General features: G+C 71.2%; 12 protein-coding genes. 10 read left to right on the top strand and 2 right to left on the bottom strand.

Going from position 1 to position 16,780, the window contains the following annotated elements; genetic code table 11:
- Nucleotides 1–99 precede the first annotated feature (99 nt).
- The 7 genes from FO059_RS13100 (at nucleotide 100) to FO059_RS13070 (ending at nucleotide 11,997) form a co-directional block, all read left to right on the top strand.
- A complete protein-coding gene (locus FO059_RS13100; RefSeq protein WP_143909397.1) occupies nucleotides 100–2,346 on the top strand; it encodes a cytochrome c oxidase assembly protein in 2,247 nt (748 codons plus the stop codon).
- Between the two features lie 208 nt (nucleotides 2,347–2,554).
- Complete coding sequence (locus FO059_RS13095; RefSeq protein ID WP_143909395.1) at nucleotides 2,555–3,139, top strand: single-stranded DNA-binding protein; 585 nt, start codon at nucleotides 2,555–2,557, stop codon at nucleotides 3,137–3,139.
- A gap of 268 nt (nucleotides 3,140–3,407) precedes the next feature.
- The gene (gene ettA, locus FO059_RS13090) at nucleotides 3,408–5,081 is read left to right on the top strand and encodes an energy-dependent translational throttle protein EttA (protein ID WP_143909393.1); all 1,674 of its coding nucleotides are present in this window, start codon (nucleotides 3,408–3,410) and stop codon (nucleotides 5,079–5,081) included.
- A gap of 8 nt (nucleotides 5,082–5,089) precedes the next feature.
- The gene (locus FO059_RS13085) at nucleotides 5,090–5,500 is read left to right on the top strand and encodes an acyl-CoA thioesterase (RefSeq protein ID WP_143909391.1); all 411 of its coding nucleotides are present in this window, start codon (nucleotides 5,090–5,092) and stop codon (nucleotides 5,498–5,500) included.
- Between the two features lie 158 nt (nucleotides 5,501–5,658).
- Entirely contained in the window at nucleotides 5,659–10,815 is a 5,157-nt protein-coding gene (locus FO059_RS13080; protein ID WP_143909389.1) for an NAD-glutamate dehydrogenase, read from the top strand.
- 26 nt (nucleotides 10,816–10,841) lie between these two features.
- On the top strand, nucleotides 10,842–11,261 hold the full coding sequence (locus FO059_RS13075; RefSeq protein WP_143909387.1) for an acyl-CoA thioesterase: 420 nt from the start codon (nucleotides 10,842–10,844) through the stop codon (nucleotides 11,259–11,261).
- The gene (locus tag FO059_RS13070) at nucleotides 11,254–11,997 is read left to right on the top strand and encodes a hypothetical protein (protein ID WP_233266724.1); all 744 of its coding nucleotides are present in this window, start codon (nucleotides 11,254–11,256) and stop codon (nucleotides 11,995–11,997) included. Before FO059_RS13075 ends, FO059_RS13070 begins: the two co-directional genes overlap by 8 nt.
- A 24-nt stretch (nucleotides 11,998–12,021) precedes the next feature.
- Here FO059_RS13070 and FO059_RS13065 read toward each other — a convergent pair whose 3' ends face one another.
- Complete coding sequence (locus tag FO059_RS13065) at nucleotides 12,022–12,423, bottom strand: globin (protein ID WP_143909385.1); 402 nt, start codon at nucleotides 12,421–12,423, stop codon at nucleotides 12,022–12,024.
- Between the two features lie 168 nt (nucleotides 12,424–12,591).
- Between FO059_RS13065 and FO059_RS13060 the strand changes: the two genes are divergently transcribed.
- The 3 genes from FO059_RS13060 (at nucleotide 12,592) to FO059_RS13050 (ending at nucleotide 13,985) form a co-directional block, all read left to right on the top strand.
- The gene (locus FO059_RS13060) at nucleotides 12,592–13,197 is read left to right on the top strand and encodes an HNH endonuclease (RefSeq protein WP_143909382.1); all 606 of its coding nucleotides are present in this window, start codon (nucleotides 12,592–12,594) and stop codon (nucleotides 13,195–13,197) included.
- A gap of 79 nt (nucleotides 13,198–13,276) precedes the next feature.
- Nucleotides 13,277–13,516, top strand: coding sequence for an aa3-type cytochrome oxidase subunit CtaJ (gene ctaJ / locus FO059_RS13055; protein ID WP_143909381.1), 240 nt, complete (start codon nucleotides 13,277–13,279; stop codon nucleotides 13,514–13,516).
- Complete coding sequence (locus FO059_RS13050; protein ID WP_143909379.1) at nucleotides 13,503–13,985, top strand: DUF5130 family protein; 483 nt, start codon at nucleotides 13,503–13,505, stop codon at nucleotides 13,983–13,985. Before ctaJ ends, FO059_RS13050 begins: the two co-directional genes overlap by 14 nt.
- Nucleotides 13,986–14,106: 121 nt before the next feature.
- Here FO059_RS13050 and pepN read toward each other — a convergent pair whose 3' ends face one another.
- A complete protein-coding gene (gene pepN / locus FO059_RS13045) occupies nucleotides 14,107–16,689 on the bottom strand; it encodes an aminopeptidase N (protein WP_143909377.1) in 2,583 nt (860 codons plus the stop codon).
- Nucleotides 16,690–16,780 lie beyond the last annotated feature (91 nt).

Below are 16,780 nucleotides of genomic sequence, written 5' to 3'. Positions count from 1 at the left end.
CGAGATTCTACGCGGGGCCGCGGAGTGTCAATCGTGACGGGGACTACCTGGAGTCCCCTCGCAGGTGGCGCGCCTTGCGGCGCCGCTTACCCTGTAGGCATGGCTACGTCCGACCTCGTTTCGACTCCGGACTCGCGCGACCCGGATTCGTGTGATCCGGATACGCGTGATCCGGATACGCGTGAACCGGACTTGCCCGGGAAGGACCCGTCCGCCGGGGCCGAGGGCGCCCCCGGCGGCGCCCGCCCAGCGCGGCCCGGCTCCCGCGGTTCGTCGATCGGCGGCCTGTTCGTGGTGTGCGCCGGCATCGCGGCGCTCGTCGCGGCGATGCTCTCGAGCCTCTCGTTGACGGCCAAGCTCAGTGCGCTGGGCATCGCGAGCGCCGGCGCGGTCACCGACTACGGCATCCCGGTGCTGCGCGCGGCCGGGGAAATCTCCGCGGTCATCGCCATCGGTTCGCTGTTGCTGGCGGCGTTCCTGGCTCCGCCGCAGCGCAGCGGGGTCCTCGACGTCGACGGGTACCGCGCGGTGCGCACCGCGTCCGTCGCGGCGATCGTCTGGGCCGCCGTGGCCCTGCTGATGATCCCGTTGCAGCTGTCGGAGGTGTCCGGCCGTCCGCTTTCCGAGGCGATGCTTCCGGACAACGCGCTGAGCGGCATCGAACAGGTGGAGGCGTCGCGCGCGTGGCTGTGGGTGGCCATCTTCGCGGTCATCCTGGCGATCGGCTGCCGGCTGATCCTGCGGTGGGGCTGGACTCCGCCGCTGCTGGCGCTGAGCATCCTGACGCTGATGCCGTTGGCGATCACGGGGCATTCCGGCTCGGGCGGCAACCACGACATCGCCACCAACTCGCTCGTGCTGCACCTGGTGGCCGCGTCGTTGTGGGCGGGCGGGCTGTTCGCGGTGCTCGCGCATGCGCGGCGCAAGGGCGCGCGCACCGACGTCGTGGTCCGGCGCTATTCGCACGTGGCGACGGTGGCGCTGGTGGTCATCGCGGTCAGCGGCGTGATCAACGCGTTGGTGCGTGTCACCCCGTCGGACCTGTTCACCACCACGTACGGCTGGATGATCGTCGGCAAGGCCGCGGCCCTGGTCGTGCTCGCGGGCATCGGCCTGCAGCAGCGCCGGGTGTCGGTGCGGGCGCTGCAACGCGACGCGTCGGCCCGCGGTCCGCTGGTGCGGCTGGCGACGGTCGAGGTGATGGTGTTCTCGGCGACGTTCGGGCTGGCGGTGGCGCTCGGCGGGGCGCCGCCACCGCCGCCGGGGCGCGAACTGAGCATCCAGGAGGTGCTGCTGGGCTACACCCTCGACGGCCCGCCCACGCTGATGCGCCTGCTGTTCGACTGGCGCTTCGACCTGCTGTACGGCACGGCCGCCATCGTCATCGCGGTGGTCTATCTGCTGGCGGTGCGCCGCCTGCGGTCGCGCGGCATCGCCTGGCCGGTGGGCCGCACCATCGCCTGGATGGCGGGTGCGTTCCTGCTGCTGTTCACCACCAGTTCCGGGGTGGGGCGTTACACGATGGCCATGTTCAGCGTGCACATGGGCGCGCACATGGCGATGTCGATGCTCATACCCGTGCTGCTGGTGCTGGGCGCACCGATGACGCTGGCGCTGCGTGCGCTGAAACCCGCAGGGAAAAACGGCGTGCCCGGCCTCCGCGAGTGGCTGCTGGCGGCGCTGCACAGCCGCGTCTCCCGGTTCCTGACCCATCCCGTGGTGGCCGCGGTGATCTTCGTCAGCGGGTTCTACGGGTTGTATCTGACGCCGATCTTCGGCGACATCGTGTCCACCCACACCGGGCACGTGCTGATGAACCTGCACTTCCTCCTCAGCGGGTACCTGTTCTACTACGTGGTCCTGGGGGTGGACCCGGCCCCGCGCAGACTCGAGCCGGTGACCAGGCTGGGCGTGGTGATGGCGACGTTGCCGCTGCACGCGTTCTTCGGCATCGCGCTGATGATGACCGACACGGTCATGGGCTACGACTACTACCATGGCCTGGCCCTGCCGTGGGTGACGGATCTGCTGCGCGACCAGCAGACCGGCGGCGGCATAACCTGGGCGTCGGGGGAATTGCCGCTGTTGCTGATCATGGTGGCGCTGGGAGTCCAATGGTCCCGGTCCGATCAGCGGCGGGCGCGTCAGCACGACAGACGCGAGGACCGTGACCACGACGCGGAGCTGGAGTCGTACAACGCGATGTTCCAGGAGCTGGCGCGGCGCGACCACGCCGATCAGGAGGGCGACGCGGTGGCCGGCGCCGATGCGGCCGGCGGCGGCGACCCGTCCCGCGGCGATCCGGGCCGGGACCCTGCCGGCGAGGGATCCACCCGCCTTCCGTGAGCGCCGTGCGCTGATACTGCGCCTTCGTCGCGGCGTCAAGACCGATCCCCGGGTTCTCCACAGGCCCGGAGTTATCCCCAGATCCGGCGTGGTGGATGTCGATCCGGCCGGTTCCCGACCGCGGCGTGCGGCATTGTCGGTGCCGGTGCTCCTGAGCGGCGCCCCGTCCGCACGGCGCGGACCGGAACGAGGGGAGGGGGTCTCGCGCGTGTTCGAGACGTACATGACGGTGATCGGGAACGTGGCGAACAAGCCGGACCGGCGCGATACGCCGGCGGGGCAGGTCGTGAGTTTCCGGCTGGGCAGCACGGCGCGGTACTGGTCCGAGGAGGACAAGCGCTGGCGGGACGGCAGCTCGCTGTTCCTGACGGTGAACTGCTGGCGTCGGCTCGTCAACGGAGTGGCGCTCGGCGTGGTCAAGGGCGCGCCGGTGATCGCGCACGGCCCGGTGCGGCTGCGCGAGTACACGACGGCCGAGGGGCAGCGGCGCAGCGTGATGGAGATGCGCGCGGTGTCCGTCGGGCTGGACTTGGCGCGGTGCCTCGCGGAGCGGGTGGACCAGCAGCGCCGGGGCGGGACCTCCGGCGACGCGGAGTCCGGGGACCCCGGGGCGACAAGTGACCAGCGGGGGGAAGGCGAGCAGCGGGGGGACTGGGACGCCGAGGGCGCGCGGGACCCGGATCCGCGCGAGGAGCCGGGAGCGGCGGAGGATTCCGGCGACGCCGCCCCGCGCTCGGGCGTGCCGGCGGTGCCCGCGCGCGAGGCCCGGGAGCCGGAGACCGTGCAAGCGTGACGTGCCGTTGAAGCGACGCCGCCCGGCTCGGTGCGGGAGACGCGTCCGCGCTGAGGCGGGCGTCTCTCCGCGTAATACGGCCGGGCGGCGCGCCCCGCCCGCACGGTAGGGTTGCGGCCTGGGTGGCCGTCCGCGGGCGGCCACGTGCACCGGGGAGCGGGCGACGTCGGCGGAAGTGCCGGGACGGCGCCGCGGACGTCCGGTGGCAGAGGATTCAGTAGGGCGCAGAATGCCCCGTATGGCGTAGAGCCCAGTTGGGAGTGTGCAGGTGTCGGAGTTCATCTACACCATGAAGAAGGTGCGCAAGGCGCACGGTGACAAGGTCATCCTCGACGACGTCACGATGAGCTTCTACCCCGGCGCAAAGATCGGTGTGGTCGGACCCAACGGCGCCGGCAAGTCCAGCATCCTCAAGATCATGGCCGGGCTGGATCAGCCCAGCAACGGGGAGGCGTTCCTGGACCCGGGCGCCACCGTGGGGATCCTGCAGCAGGAGCCGCCTCTCAACGAGGAAAAGACCGTCAAGGAGAACGTCGAGGAAGGCCTCGGCGAGATCAAGGTGAAGCTGGACCGCTTCAACGAGATCGCCGAGCTCATGGCCACCGACTACTCGGACGAGCTCATGGAGGAGATGGGCAGGCTCCAGGAGGACCTCGACCACGCCGACGCGTGGGACCTCGACTCGCAGCTGGAGCAGGCGATGGACGCCCTGCGCTGCCCGCCCGGCGACGCGCCCGTCACCCACCTGTCCGGCGGTGAGCGCCGCCGCGTCGCGCTGTGCAAGCTGTTGCTCAGCAAGCCGGACCTGCTCCTGCTCGACGAGCCCACCAACCACCTGGACGCGGAATCGGTGCTGTGGCTCGAGCAGCACCTGGCGAGCTACCCGGGCGCAGTGCTCGCCGTCACACACGACCGCTACTTCCTCGACCACGTCGCGCAGTGGATCTGCGAGGTGGACCGCGGCAAGCTGCACCCGTACGAGGGCAACTACTCGACCTATCTGGAGAAGAAGGCCGAGCGCCTCGAGGTGCAGGGCAAGAAGGATCAGAAGCTGCAGCGGCGCCTCAAGGAGGAGCTCGCCTGGGTGCGCTCCGGCGCGAAGGCCCGCCAGGCCAAGAACAAGGCCCGCCTGCAGCGCTACGAGCAGATGGCGGACGAGGCCGACAAGCTGCGCAAGCTGGACTTCGAGGAGATCCAGATCCCCACGCCTCCGCGCCTGGGCGACGTGGTGGTGGAGGCCGACAAGCTCACCAAGGGCTTCGGCGACAGGGTCCTGATCAAGGACCTGTCGTTCACGCTGCCGCGCAACGGCATCGTGGGCGTCATCGGACCCAACGGCGTGGGCAAGACCACCCTGTTCAAGACCATCGTGGGCCTCGAGCAGCCGGACAGCGGCACGGTCAAGGTGGGCGAGACGGTCAGGCTCAGCTACGTCGACCAGGGCCGCGAGAACATCGACCCCAAGAAGACGGTGTTCGAGGTGGTTTCCGACGGCCTCGACTACATCGAGGTGGGCCAGAACGAGATGCCCTCGCGCGCCTACGTCAGCGCATTCGGCTTCAAGGGGCCGGATCAGCAGAAGCCGGCGGGCGTGCTCTCCGGCGGTGAGCGGAACCGCCTGAACCTCGCGTTGACCCTGAAAGAGGGCGGCAACCTGATCCTGCTCGACGAGCCCACCAACGACCTCGACGTGGAGACGCTCGGCTCGCTCGAGAACGCGCTCGAATCGTTCCCCGGCTGCGCCGTCGTGATCTCGCACGACAGGTGGTTCCTCGACCGGACCTGTACCCACATCCTGGCGTGGGAGGGCAACGTCTCCGAGGGGCAGTGGTACTGGTACGAGGGCAACTTCGAGGGTTACGAGGCCAATAAGACCGAGCGCCTAGGCGTGGACGCCTCGCGTCCGCACCGGGTCACCTACCGCAAGCTGACCAGGGATTGAGCGACACGGTGACCGAGCCGTTCCGGGTGCGCCTGCAGCTGCGCTGGGGTGACTGCGATCAATTGGGGCACATCAACAACGTGATGTACCTCGAATACGCGCAGGAGGCGCGACTGCGCTTCCTGCGCGAGCTCGCCGGCGCCGCAGCGCACTCGATCGGCGCGATCGTGGTGCGCAGGGTCGAGATCGACTTCGACCGTTCGCTGCAGTACACCGCCGAGGGCATCGACGTCCAGGTGTGGGTGTTGAAGGTGGGCACGAGTTCGTTCACCTTGCGGCATCGGATCTTCGACCCGGAGGGGAACGTCTATTCCACCGTCGACGCGATAGCCGTGGCGGTGGATCTGGAAAGCGGGACGTCCCGTCCCATCCCCGACGACGTGCGGAGGATCCTGGCGGAGCAGATTCTCGACGCCTGATCCCCTGGACGGACTTCGGGAGCCCGGGACTCAGGGGCGGCGACCGCCCCGGACCGTTTCGGCGGCCGGGGCGGTCGAACACCGGGCGAACACCTCCGGCGGCGCATACGGTCGATGTCACCACGACCGTGCGCATCAGATCGCGGGAGGTGATCGCGATGGGGTTCGGAGGTTCCGGCGCGGACCCGGCGGGCGGAGGCGTCCCCGACGAGGTCGTCGAGGCGCTGACCGCCCGCTATCGGCTGACGCACGCGGGCATCGGCGTGCCGGGGCGTCTCGACTCGGAGATGGCCCGGCACCACGTGCGGTTGGGGCTCACCCGCACCGCGGGCGAAGCGCTGGTGAGCCTGCGTCTGCTGCCCTTCGCGGGCGCCGGCCCGGATACCCGATCCGATCCGGTTGCGGCCGCGACCGCGGATGCCGCCGCCGGCGACGGGGATCAGAGATCCGGGGAGTCGGCGACGCCCGGCACCGGCGGTGCGGCGGACTCGCCGGCCCAGCACCCTGCGGCAGCTGTCCTGCAGGTCGTCACCGACGACGCGCCGTTCCTCGTCGAGTCGCTGATCGCCCTGCTCGGCAGTTCCGGAATCGCGGTCGACCACATCGTCCACCCCATCCTGCGGGTACGCCGCGACGGGGAAGGACGCCTGGTCGCCATCGAAGGTGACGCGACCTCGCGCGAGGATTGCGACGGAGAGGGCCGGCCGCGTGAACAGCTCCACGCGCCGGGCGACGCCGGTGGGCGGGTCGAGTCGTGGATCCACCTCGAACTGTCCGGACTTCCCCCGGAGCTGCGCCGCGACGTCGAGCACAGGGTGCGTGCGCTGCTCGCCGACATCGGCTGGGTGGTCGAGGACACCACGGCGATGCACGACATCATGCGCACCGTCGCCGACGACGTCGAGCGCGGCCGCGGAGTCGGCACGGCGGACGAGGCGACGGCCCGCGAGTGTGCGGAGCTGCTGCGGTGGATGTCCTCGGGCCACCTGGCGCTGCTCGGCTACCGGAGATACGCCGTCGACTCCGCCGTCGACCCCGGGCAGGCGGGGACCGCCGTGCAGACCGCGGTGGCGGACAGCGGGTTGGGCGTGTTCCATTCGGGCGAGTTCACCGACGCCCGCCTGCGCGTCGTCACCGGCAGCGACGCCGCCGCGCCGGACGGCTCCGCCACGGCCCGGCTTCTGACGCTGACGCAGGGGCAGTCCTCCACCGTCGCCATGCACGTGCTCCACCCGTTCTACGTGGGCGTGCGCGCGTACGACGACGGCGGCCGGCTGCGCGGCGAGCACAGGTTCCTCGGGGTCTTCACCATGTCGGCGATGCACCAGAGCGTCTTCGACATCCCGGTGCTGGGCCGACGGGCGCGCAGCGTCCTGGACCGCTCCGGGTATGCGGAGGACAGCTTCAACGGGCAGTCGATCGTCGAGATCATCGAGTCCTATCCCCGCACGGAGATGTTCGCGACGTCCACGGCGCAGTTGCTGCACGTGGTGGACGCGGTGCTGGATCTGGGTGTGCGACGCGGCGTGCGGCTGTTTCTGCGCGGGGATCGCAACGGGCGGTTCATCTCCGCGCTCGTCTACCTTCCCCGCGACCGCTACACGACCACGACACGGCTGGGGATGCGGGACGTGCTGCTCGACGAGCTCGGCGGCACGGATGCCGACTACAGCGCGCGGATCACCGAGTCGGCGCTGGCGATGGTGCACTACACGATCCAGGCGCCGGCGGCGTGGGACGAGCCCGAGGCCGGCGGTGACGGCCTGGACCTGAGCGGACGCCGGGTGCTGGAGATCCAGGAGCGCCTGGCCGAGCTGACCCGCAGCTGGGACGACGCGCTGATGGAGAAGTCCGGCGAGACCGCAGCGGGGCGGGCGCTCGTGCGCCGGTATGCCCGCGCGTTCCCGGATTCGTACAAGGAGGACTTCACGGCCGACGATGCGGCGCAGGACATCGACGTGCTGCAGTCGCTGGAGCCCGGCGCGATCCAAGCCGCCTGGCGCCGCGACCCGCGCAGGAGGGCCGGTCAGTGGCGCCTGATGATCTACCTGGCGCGCAAGGGGATCTCGCTGAGCCGGATCGTGCCCGTGCTGCAGAGCCTGGGCGTGGACGTCATCTTCGAGCGTCCCTACCCGCTGGTGCGGCCGGACGGGGTCCGGTGCTGGGTGTACTCGTTCGGCATCACGCTGGTGGAGGACCTGAAGTCCCGCAGCGACATCACCCCCGAGGGCGAGGTGGGCCGCCGGTTCCTGGAGGCCTTCGAGGCGGTGTGGAACCAGCAGGCGGAGTCCGACCGCTTCGACGAGTTGGTGATGCGCGCGGGCGTCGGCTGGCGTGAAGCGGCGGTGCTGCGCGCCTACGGCCGGTATCTGCGGCAGGCCCGGTTCTCCTACAGCCTCGAACACATCCAGAACGTCCTGTGCGACAACCCGGAGGTGGTGCGGTCGCTGGTCGAGCTGTTCCGCGCACGGTTCACACCGGGGCCGGACGGCGAGAGCGACGACGATGCCGGCGCACCGGGGCAGGCCGACGACGCGGATTCGGCGCGCCGCGCGCGCGCCGACGAGATCTCGGCCGCCGTCTCCGGCGAGCTCGACCGCATCCTCAGCATCGACACCGACCGTGTGCTGCGCGCGTTCCTGCACCTGATCACGGGCACGGTGCGCACCAACTTCTACATGCTCGACGGGGAGGGCGCGCCGCGGGCGGCCCTGTCGTTCAAGCTGGCCGCGCAGGAGATCCCCGAGCTGCCCCGGCCCCGGCCGATGTACGAGGTGTACGTCTACTCGCCGCGGGTGGCGGGCGTGCACCTGCGCTACGGCGCGGTGGCCCGCGGCGGGCTGCGCTGGTCGGATCGGCGGGAGGACTTCCGCACCGAGGTGCTGGGCCTGGTGAAAGCGCAGGCGGTGAAGAACGCGGTGATCGTCCCGCTGGGCGCCAAGGGCGGGTTCGTGGTCAAGCGGCCGCCCGCGGCGACGGGCGACGTGCAGGCGGACCGGGACGCGCTGCGGGCGGAGGGCGTCGCCTGCTACAAGACGTTCATCCGCGGGCTGCTCGACGTCACGGACAACCTCGATACGGCGACGGGGCGCGCGGTGCCGCCGCGGCGCGTCGTGCGCCACGACGGCGACGACACCTACCTCGTGGTGGCTGCCGACAAGGGGACGGCGTCGTTCTCGGACATCGCCAACGGGGTCGCCGCGGACTACGGATACTGGCTGGGCGACGCCTTCGCCTCCGGCGGGTCCAGCGGGTACGACCACAAGGAGATGGGCATCACCGCCCGCGGCGCCTGGGAGAGCGTGCGACGGCACTTCCGGGAGCGGGGGGTGGACACGCAGACCCAGGACATCACCGCGGTCGGCGTCGGGGACATGAGCGGCGACGTGTTCGGCAACGGCATGCTGTGCAGCGAGCACATCCGGCTGGTCGCCGCGTTCGACCACCGCCACGTCTTCGTGGACCCGAACCCGTCCGCGGCGGCCGGGTTCGCGGAGCGACAGCGCCTCTACGCGTTGCCGCGATCGTCGTGGGCCGACTACGACACGTCGCTGATCAGCGCTGGCGGCGGCGTGTGGCCCCGGACGGCCAAATCGGTTCCGGTGAGCCCGCAGATGCGGGCCGCATTGGGGCTGGCGGACGACGTGGACGCGCTGTCCGCGCCCGAACTGGTGCGCGCCGTGCTCCTGGCGCCGGCGGACCTGCTGTGGAACGGCGGAATCGGCACCTACGTCAAGGCCCGCACGGAGTCGGATGCGGACGTGGGCGACAAGGCCAACGACGCCGTCCGCGTGGACGGAGCCGACCTGCGGGTGCGCGTGGTGGGCGAGGGCGGCAACCTGGGGGTGACGCAGCACGGGCGGATCGAGTACGCGCGGAGGGGCGGCCCCGACGGCGCCGGCGGCGCGATCAACACCGACGCCATCGACAACTCGGCGGGCGTGGACAGCTCCGACCACGAGGTGAACATCAAGATCCTCCTGCAGCACGCCATCGCCGCCGGCCGCCTGCGCGAGGCCGACCGCGACGCGCTGCTGGCGTCGATGACCGACGACGTCGCTGCGATGGTGCTGGCCGACAACGTCAGCCAGAACCGCGTGCTGGGCGTGGACCGTCGGCAGGCCACGGCGATGCTGCGCGTCTACGAGAGGATGGTGGACTGGCTCGAGGCGCACGCCGGCATGGACCGCGCCATCGAGGGTCTGCCCGGGCCGGACGAGTTCGACCGGCGCGAGGAGGCGGGGGAGGGGCTCACCTCGCCGGAATTGTCGGTTCTGCTGGCGTACGTGAAGCTCGCGATGAAGCGGGAGCTGCTGGCGGGGTCGCTACCGGACTCCGGGGTGCTGGCCCGGCGCCTGCCGGAGTACTTTCCGGCGGTGCTGCGTGAGCGGTTCGCCCGCGACATCGACGACCACCCGCTGCGGCGGGAGATCATCGCCACCGTCGTCGCCAACGATGTGGTGGACCGCGCGGGCATCACGTTCATGTTCCGCCTGGGGGAACTCGCCGGGGCAGGGGTCGGCGACGCGGTCCGCGCGTTCATCACGGTGGAGAGCGTCTTCGGGCTGGAACGGCTGTGGGAGCGCATCGACGAGGCCGGCATCGGTGTCCGCACCGCCGACCACCTGACGCTGGTCACGCGCCGCCTGGTGGACAGGGCGTCGCGCTGGCTACTGGCGAACCGCCCGCAGCCGCTGCAGGTGGCCGCCGAGATCCGGCGTTTCCAGACGCACATCGCGGCGCTCACGCCCCTGGTGCCGCAGGTGGTGGGCGGAGCGGCGCGCGACCGTTACGAGGCGCGCACCGCCGAGCTGACGCAGGCGGGCGTGCCGCCGGACCTCGCCCGGGAGGTGGCCGGCCAGCTGGACCGGTTCGCGCTGCTGGACATCTGCACCACGGCCGAGGTGCTCGAGTGCGATGCGCGCGAGGTGACGCGGCTGTACTTCGCGCTGGCAGAGCGGCTGCGCATGGACGATTTCCAGGTGGCGGTCTCGGAGCTCGAACGCGGTGACCGGTGGCACGCGCTGGCCCGCCTGACGCTGCGCGAGGACCTCTACAGCGCGATGCGGATGCTCACCGAAGACGTGCTGCGCGGTGGGGAACCGGGCGAGGACCCGCCGACGATGATCCGGGAATGGGAGTCCGGCAACACGTCCCGGATCGGGAGGGCCCGGATGATGCTCGCGGAGATCGCCGAGCACGGCCGGCCCGACCTCGCATCGCTGTCGGTCGCGGCGCGGCAGTTCCGTAGCATGGTCGGCGTCTCGACGGTGCGGCCGGACCCGCCCCGTCGTTCCGGCACGTCTGACGGGTGAGCCGGGCCCGGGTGGGGAACCGCTGTATGGAGGTCGGGTACAGGACTGCTGTCGCGGCGCGTTGGTCGGATATGGACCCGTTCCGGCACGTCAACAACGCAGCGGTGGTCACGCTGCTGGAGGAGGCGCGCATCCCGTGGCTCTTCGCGCCGGAGAGGCCCACGGCGGCTCTCGCCGACGGCGTGTTCCTGGCCGACCTGCGCGTGCGTTACCGGGGGCAGCTCGTGCTCGAGGACAGCCCCGTCGAGGTGGTGATGTGGATCAGCCGCATCCGGGCGGCGGACTTCACGATCGTCGCCGAACTGCGGCCCAAGGGCACCGACGAGGCGAGTCCCGCATCGGTGGTCAGCCACGCCCAGCTGGCCGCCGTAGACCTGGAGAATCAGCGCATCCGCCGGCTTTCGCCGGACGAGCGCGCGTACCTCGAGGAGTTCCGACGTGATTGACGCGCCCGGCGCCGGCGGACGCTACCTGCGCATCCCCGACGCGGCCACCCGCTCCGACCTGCACGCGTTCCTGACTCGCGCGGCCCGCCTGGACGCCGCGGCGCTGGTCCGGTTGGTACGGCGGGGCGAGGCGGTGGCCGTGTGGACCACGACGGCGGGCTTCGACACGCTCGCCGGGCGCACCTTCCGTGTCGAGATCGGGCCGGGCGACATAAGCGTGGGCGCCGAGCCGCTGGCGGCCGAGATCCGATCGGCCGGGGGTGGAAACGGCCCGTCCGGTGCGGACGAGGTGGCAGGCGGGGCCGTCACCGTCGACCCCGGCCTGCCGATGGACACCGCGTGGCGCGGATCGCTGCCGCCCGCCGACGGGTTCGAGCACGTGGACGACGTGCCCGCGCGCGACCTCGTGGCGTTGTCGGTGCAGGGCGCGCAGGTGGCCCGTGAGAACAGCACGATGACCGGGCCGCCACGCTCGCTGCTCGACCAGACCGTGCTGGAGGTCGACGGCGGCGGGCATCGCGTCGCGGTGCCGCTGCGCAGCGTCTTCGCGCTCACCGCGATGGGGTTCGTGCCGCAGGCGGTGCAGGACCCGGCGACCGGCGCCGTCGACGTGGACCGGGTGCCGGCCGACGAACCCGTGCGCGTGCGGGCGACGCGCACCTGGGTGCGGCTCGACGCCCGCTACGGCTCGGTGGCGCTGCGCGTGGGCGGCGAGATCCCGCTGATGGTGACCTGAACCTGACCCTGCTGCCGCCGATTCTCACATCGGCGCGTTCACCAGGGTCTCCGCGGCCATGGCGATATAGCGCAGGAACGCGTCCCGGTGCGCGGCGTCCATGACGTCGTCGCCGATCGACGCGACGGCGGTGTGCATGCAGCGCAGCCACGCGTCGCGCTCGATGGGGCTGATGTGGAACTGGACGTGCCGCATCCGCAGGCGCGGGTGTCCGCGTTCGTCGCTGTAGGTGTGCGGCCCGCCCCAGTACTGCTCGAGGAACATGCGCAGGCGCCGCTCGGCGCCGTCGAGGTCGTCCTCCGGGTACATGGGCCGCAGGATCTCGTCATCGCGCACTTCCTGATAGAAGCGGTGGACGAGCGCGGCGAACGTGGCGGCGCCGCCCACCTCGTCGTAGAAGGTCGAGGGTTGACGCGGAGAGGCCATGGCTCCATGGTGCCGGGTGGCGGCGGCCGCGGCGACGGCGGGGCGGGGCGTGCGAACCGGGCGGATACCGGCCGGTCAGCGTGTGAACGCTGCGCGGAGGCCGCCGGATCGTACATAATGCCGCTGGGAGCTACGTCGCGGCGAGCGTGCGGCGCCCGGGAGACCACCATGACGGAATCCACTAAGAACACGCGGTCCACACACTGCATGCGTCGTGCCAACGGCGCACGTGGCGGCGGCGTGCGCCCAGGGCCGTTCGAGCGCGCGCGCCGCGTGCTCGTGCTCAACGCGAGCTGGGAGCCTCTCGGCGCCGTGGCGTTCCAGCGGGCGGTGGTGATGGTGGTGTGCGGCAAGGCCGAGCTGGTCGCCCCCACCGAGGACGGGCGGCTGCTGCACTCGGAGCGCCTGGTGGTGCCGTTCCCGTCCGTCATCCAGCTGGCCGCGTACGTGCACGTCCCGTACCAGGCGCGGACGCCGCTGACCCGCGCCGGGCTGATGGCGCGCGACGGCCGCCGGTGCGTCTACTGCGGCGGCCGGGCCGACACGATCGACCACGTGGTGCCGCGCAGCCGCGGCGGCGGGCACTCGTGGGAGAACTGCGTTGCCAGCTGCGGGGCCTGCAACAGGAAGAAGGCGGACCGGCTGCTCGAGGAGATCGGCTGGCGGCTTCCGCGGCCGCCCACACCACCGCAGGGCCGGCATTGGCGGGTGCTGTCCGAGGTGCCCGATCCGGATCCGCAGTGGCTGCCGTACCTGGGGCAGGGGGCGGCGTGACCGTCGTCGCCGCGCGTCCCTCCGGGCGGTTGGGGTATGCCGCTTTCGCGCGTGGTACCAGGTGCGATAAGTTCATGGCGTGACCATCTGGGAGACAGTGCTTATCTACCTGGGCGCGCCGCTGCTCATCACGATCGTGATGGCGATCTGGGGCCTGACGTCGCGGGTGGCCAAGCCGAAGTACTACACCTTGGGCGAAAAGTGGACCGGCGGCACCGTGTGGTGGGGCGCCGTCGACGAGGCCCCGTGGCATGCGCACGGCACCGGGCGCGCGATCGAGGCCGGCGTGAGTGGAGGAGCGGCAAGTGGCAACTGGTGAGCTGACCTATCCCGCAGTCGACGAGTCCGCGCTGCCCTTGGGCTTCGTCGTGACGTCCAGCGGCAGGGTCTCGGGTGTACGGCACTCGGGCGATGAGCCGTACGACGATTCCCCGTTCACACACGAGGACCGCAACCGCATCGATCGCACCCTCACGGAGGCGACGCGGCGCACCCGCATCCTGTGGACGATCTACATCGGCGAGCTGGGCGCTGCGTCGGCGGACCGTGCACGTGAGTTGCACTCCACCCTCCCGCGGCCGGACGAGTCGGTGCTGATCGCGGTTTCGCCCAACGAGCACAGCATCGAGATCGTGGGCGGCGACGCCGTCGGCCACCGCTTCGACGACCGCGTCGCACAGCTCGGCGCGTCGGCCGCCGTCTCCTCCTTCCAGCGCGGCGACCTGGTCGACGGGCTCGTCAGCGCGGTGCGGGTGATGGCCGCGGCCGTCAGCCCCGTTCGCGTCTGACCGATTTCCCGGCGCACGGCCGGACCGCAGTACACGGCAGCGGCCTGGCCGTCCGGACCCTGATGGCCGACGACCCCCGCCACCGACACGGTGGCGGGGGTCGTCGCATGCTCGGCGGCGGTCAGCCGGCGTCGGCCTCGCGGGCCGCGAGCGCCCGCACCACGCCCGCCCGTCCCTCGGAGACGAGCCGTTTGAGGGCGGCCGGGTGGTCCGCGGCCAGGAACTCGTCGGCCGCGGCCACCGACTCCTCGCGCACCGACCACGACGGGTACAGCCCCACCACCACGGTCTGCGCCACCTCGCTGGAACGGCGCTCCCACACGGACCCGATCGTGTCGAAGTAGCGCCGGACGTACGGCTCGAGCAATTCGGACTGCCCGATGGCGGTGAAGCCCGCGACGATCGCGCGCACCGTGATGTTGGGGATCTCGTCGTCCTCGGTGGCCTGCACCCAGGCGCGGTCCTTGACCGACTCCTGCGGGCGCGCGGCGGAGGCGTGGGCGGCCTGCCGGGCGCCGGCCGCAGTGTCGTCGCGGGACAGCTCCGAATCGATGAACAGCGAGTCGGCGCCGTCGGCGTCGATCACGCCCGCGCGCGCGAGTGCCTGCACGACCAGCCACCGGAGGTCCGTGTCCACCACCAGGCCCGGGAGCCCGGTCTCCTCGGCCGAATCCAGCGCGGCCCGCAGCACGTCGGTGTGCCGGGACTCCAGCACGGAGCCGCACATCGCCGTGACGAACGCCAGCTGGTGATCGGAGCCCGGCTCGGCGGCGCGCGCCAGCTCCAGGAGCCTGTCGGCGAAGCCGGGCCAGCCCTCGGACGCCGCCCAGGCCGGCTCGGCGTAGGAGGCCAGCGCGGCCTGCGCCTGCATCAGCAGCCGCTGCACCACGCCCACCTCGGACTCGGCCTGGATGCCGGAGCGGACCAGCGCGACGAAGTCCCGTGCCCGCATGCGCGCGCCGCGGGTCATCTCCCAGGCCGCAGACCAGCACATGGTGCGGGGCAGCGGCTCGGCGATGTCCGCGATCCGTTCCGCGACGGTGGCCAGCGAATCGGGGTCGAGCCGCAGCGAGCAGTAGGTGAGGTCGTCGTCGTTGACCAGGATCAGCTTTCCGCGCGGCACCCCGACGAGCTCGGGGACGTCGGTGCGCTCGCCGTCGACGTCCAGCTCCACACGCTCGGTCCGCACCAGGCGGCCGGAGCCGTCATCGTCGTAGACGCCCACGGCGAGCCGATGCCGCCGCAGCTCCCCGGCGCCCGGCTGCGCCCCGCCCTGCAGCACGGCGAACCGGGTGAAGCGGCCCTCGTCGTCCACCTCGAACTCGGGCTCGAGCGTGTTCAGCCCGGTGGTCTTGAGCCACTGCGTGCCCCAATCCGACAGGTCGCGGCCCGAGGCCGTCTCCAACGCCGAGATCAGGTCGTCGAAGGTCGCATTGCCCCACGCGTGGTCGGCGAAGTATGCGCGCAGGCCGGTGAGGAAGTCCTCCAAGCCCACGTACGCCACCAGCTGCTTGAGCACCGAGGCGCCCTTGGCGTAGGTGATGCCGTCGAAGTTGACCTCCACGGCCGCGATGTCGGGGATGTCGGCGGCCACCGGGTGCGTCGACGGCAGTTGGTCCTGGCGGTACGCCCACGACTTCTCGATGTTCGCGAAGGACGTCCACGCAGTGGTGTATTCGGTGGCGCTGGTCTGCGTGAGCACGGAGGCGAAGGTGGCGAACGACTCGTTGAGCCACAGGTCGTCCCACCAGCGCATGGTGACCAGGTCGCCGAACCACATGTGCGCCATCTCGTGCAGGATCGTCTCGTTGCGGCGCTCGTAGCGATACCGGGTGACGCGGGAGCGGAACACGTAGTCCTCGAGGAACGTCACCGCGCCCGGGTGTTCCATCGCCCCGGCGTTGAACTCGGGGACGAAGAGCTGGTCGTACTTGCCGAAGGGATACGGCACGCCGAAACGCGCGTGGTAGAAGCCGAATCCCTGCTTGGTCTCGGTGAACAGCCGCTCGGCGTCCATGTGCTCGGCCAGCGAGGCGCGGCAGTACAGCCCCAGCGGGATGTCGCCGTGCTCGTCGCTGTAGACGTCACGCCACTCGGCGTACGGCCCCGCGATGAGGGCGACGAGGTAGGTGGAGATGGGCTTGGTGGGGTAGAGGCTGAACACCCGCGCGCCGTTCTCGCCGTCATGGGTGCCGGCCACCGCCGCGTTGGACACCACGTGCCAGTGCGCCGGCGCGGTGACGATCAGCTCGAAGGTGGCCTTGAGGTCCGGCTGGTCGAAGCACGCGAACATGCGCTTGGCGTCGGCGGTCTCGAACTGGGAGTACAGGTAGACCTCGCCGTCGGCCGGGTCGACGAACCGGTGCAGGCCCTCGCCGGTGTTCGAGTAGAGACAGTCGGCGTCCACCACCAGCTCATTGTGCTCGGCCAGCGGCGGCAGGGCGAGACCGTGCTCCTCTGTATACCCGGAGGCGTCGACGGGCGCGCCGTTGAGCGTGGCCGAGCGGATCGTCTCGGCGATCAGCTCCACGAACGTCTCCGCCCCGGCGACGGCGTCGAACGTGATCGTGGTGCGGGAGCGGAACGTGCGCTCACCGGGGGCGCCGGCCCCGTCCGTCAGGTCGAGTGCCACGCGGTAGTCGGAGGTGGTGACGGCCTCGGCGCGGCGGCGTGCCTGCTCACGGGTGAGATTGGGTTGGGCCACAGGGGATGCTCCTTCACCTGGGGATCGGAAATCCGGGACCGGAAATCCGTTGCGGAATCGGCTTCCATCCCATCATGCGCGCCGCGCGGCC

Source organism: Tomitella fengzijianii (genome assembly GCF_007559025.1).
Classification (GTDB): Bacteria; Actinomycetota; Actinomycetes; order Mycobacteriales; family Mycobacteriaceae; genus Tomitella; species Tomitella fengzijianii.
The sequence above is the reverse complement of the archived record's forward strand: the minus strand, read 5'-3'. Positions and strand labels throughout refer to the sequence as shown.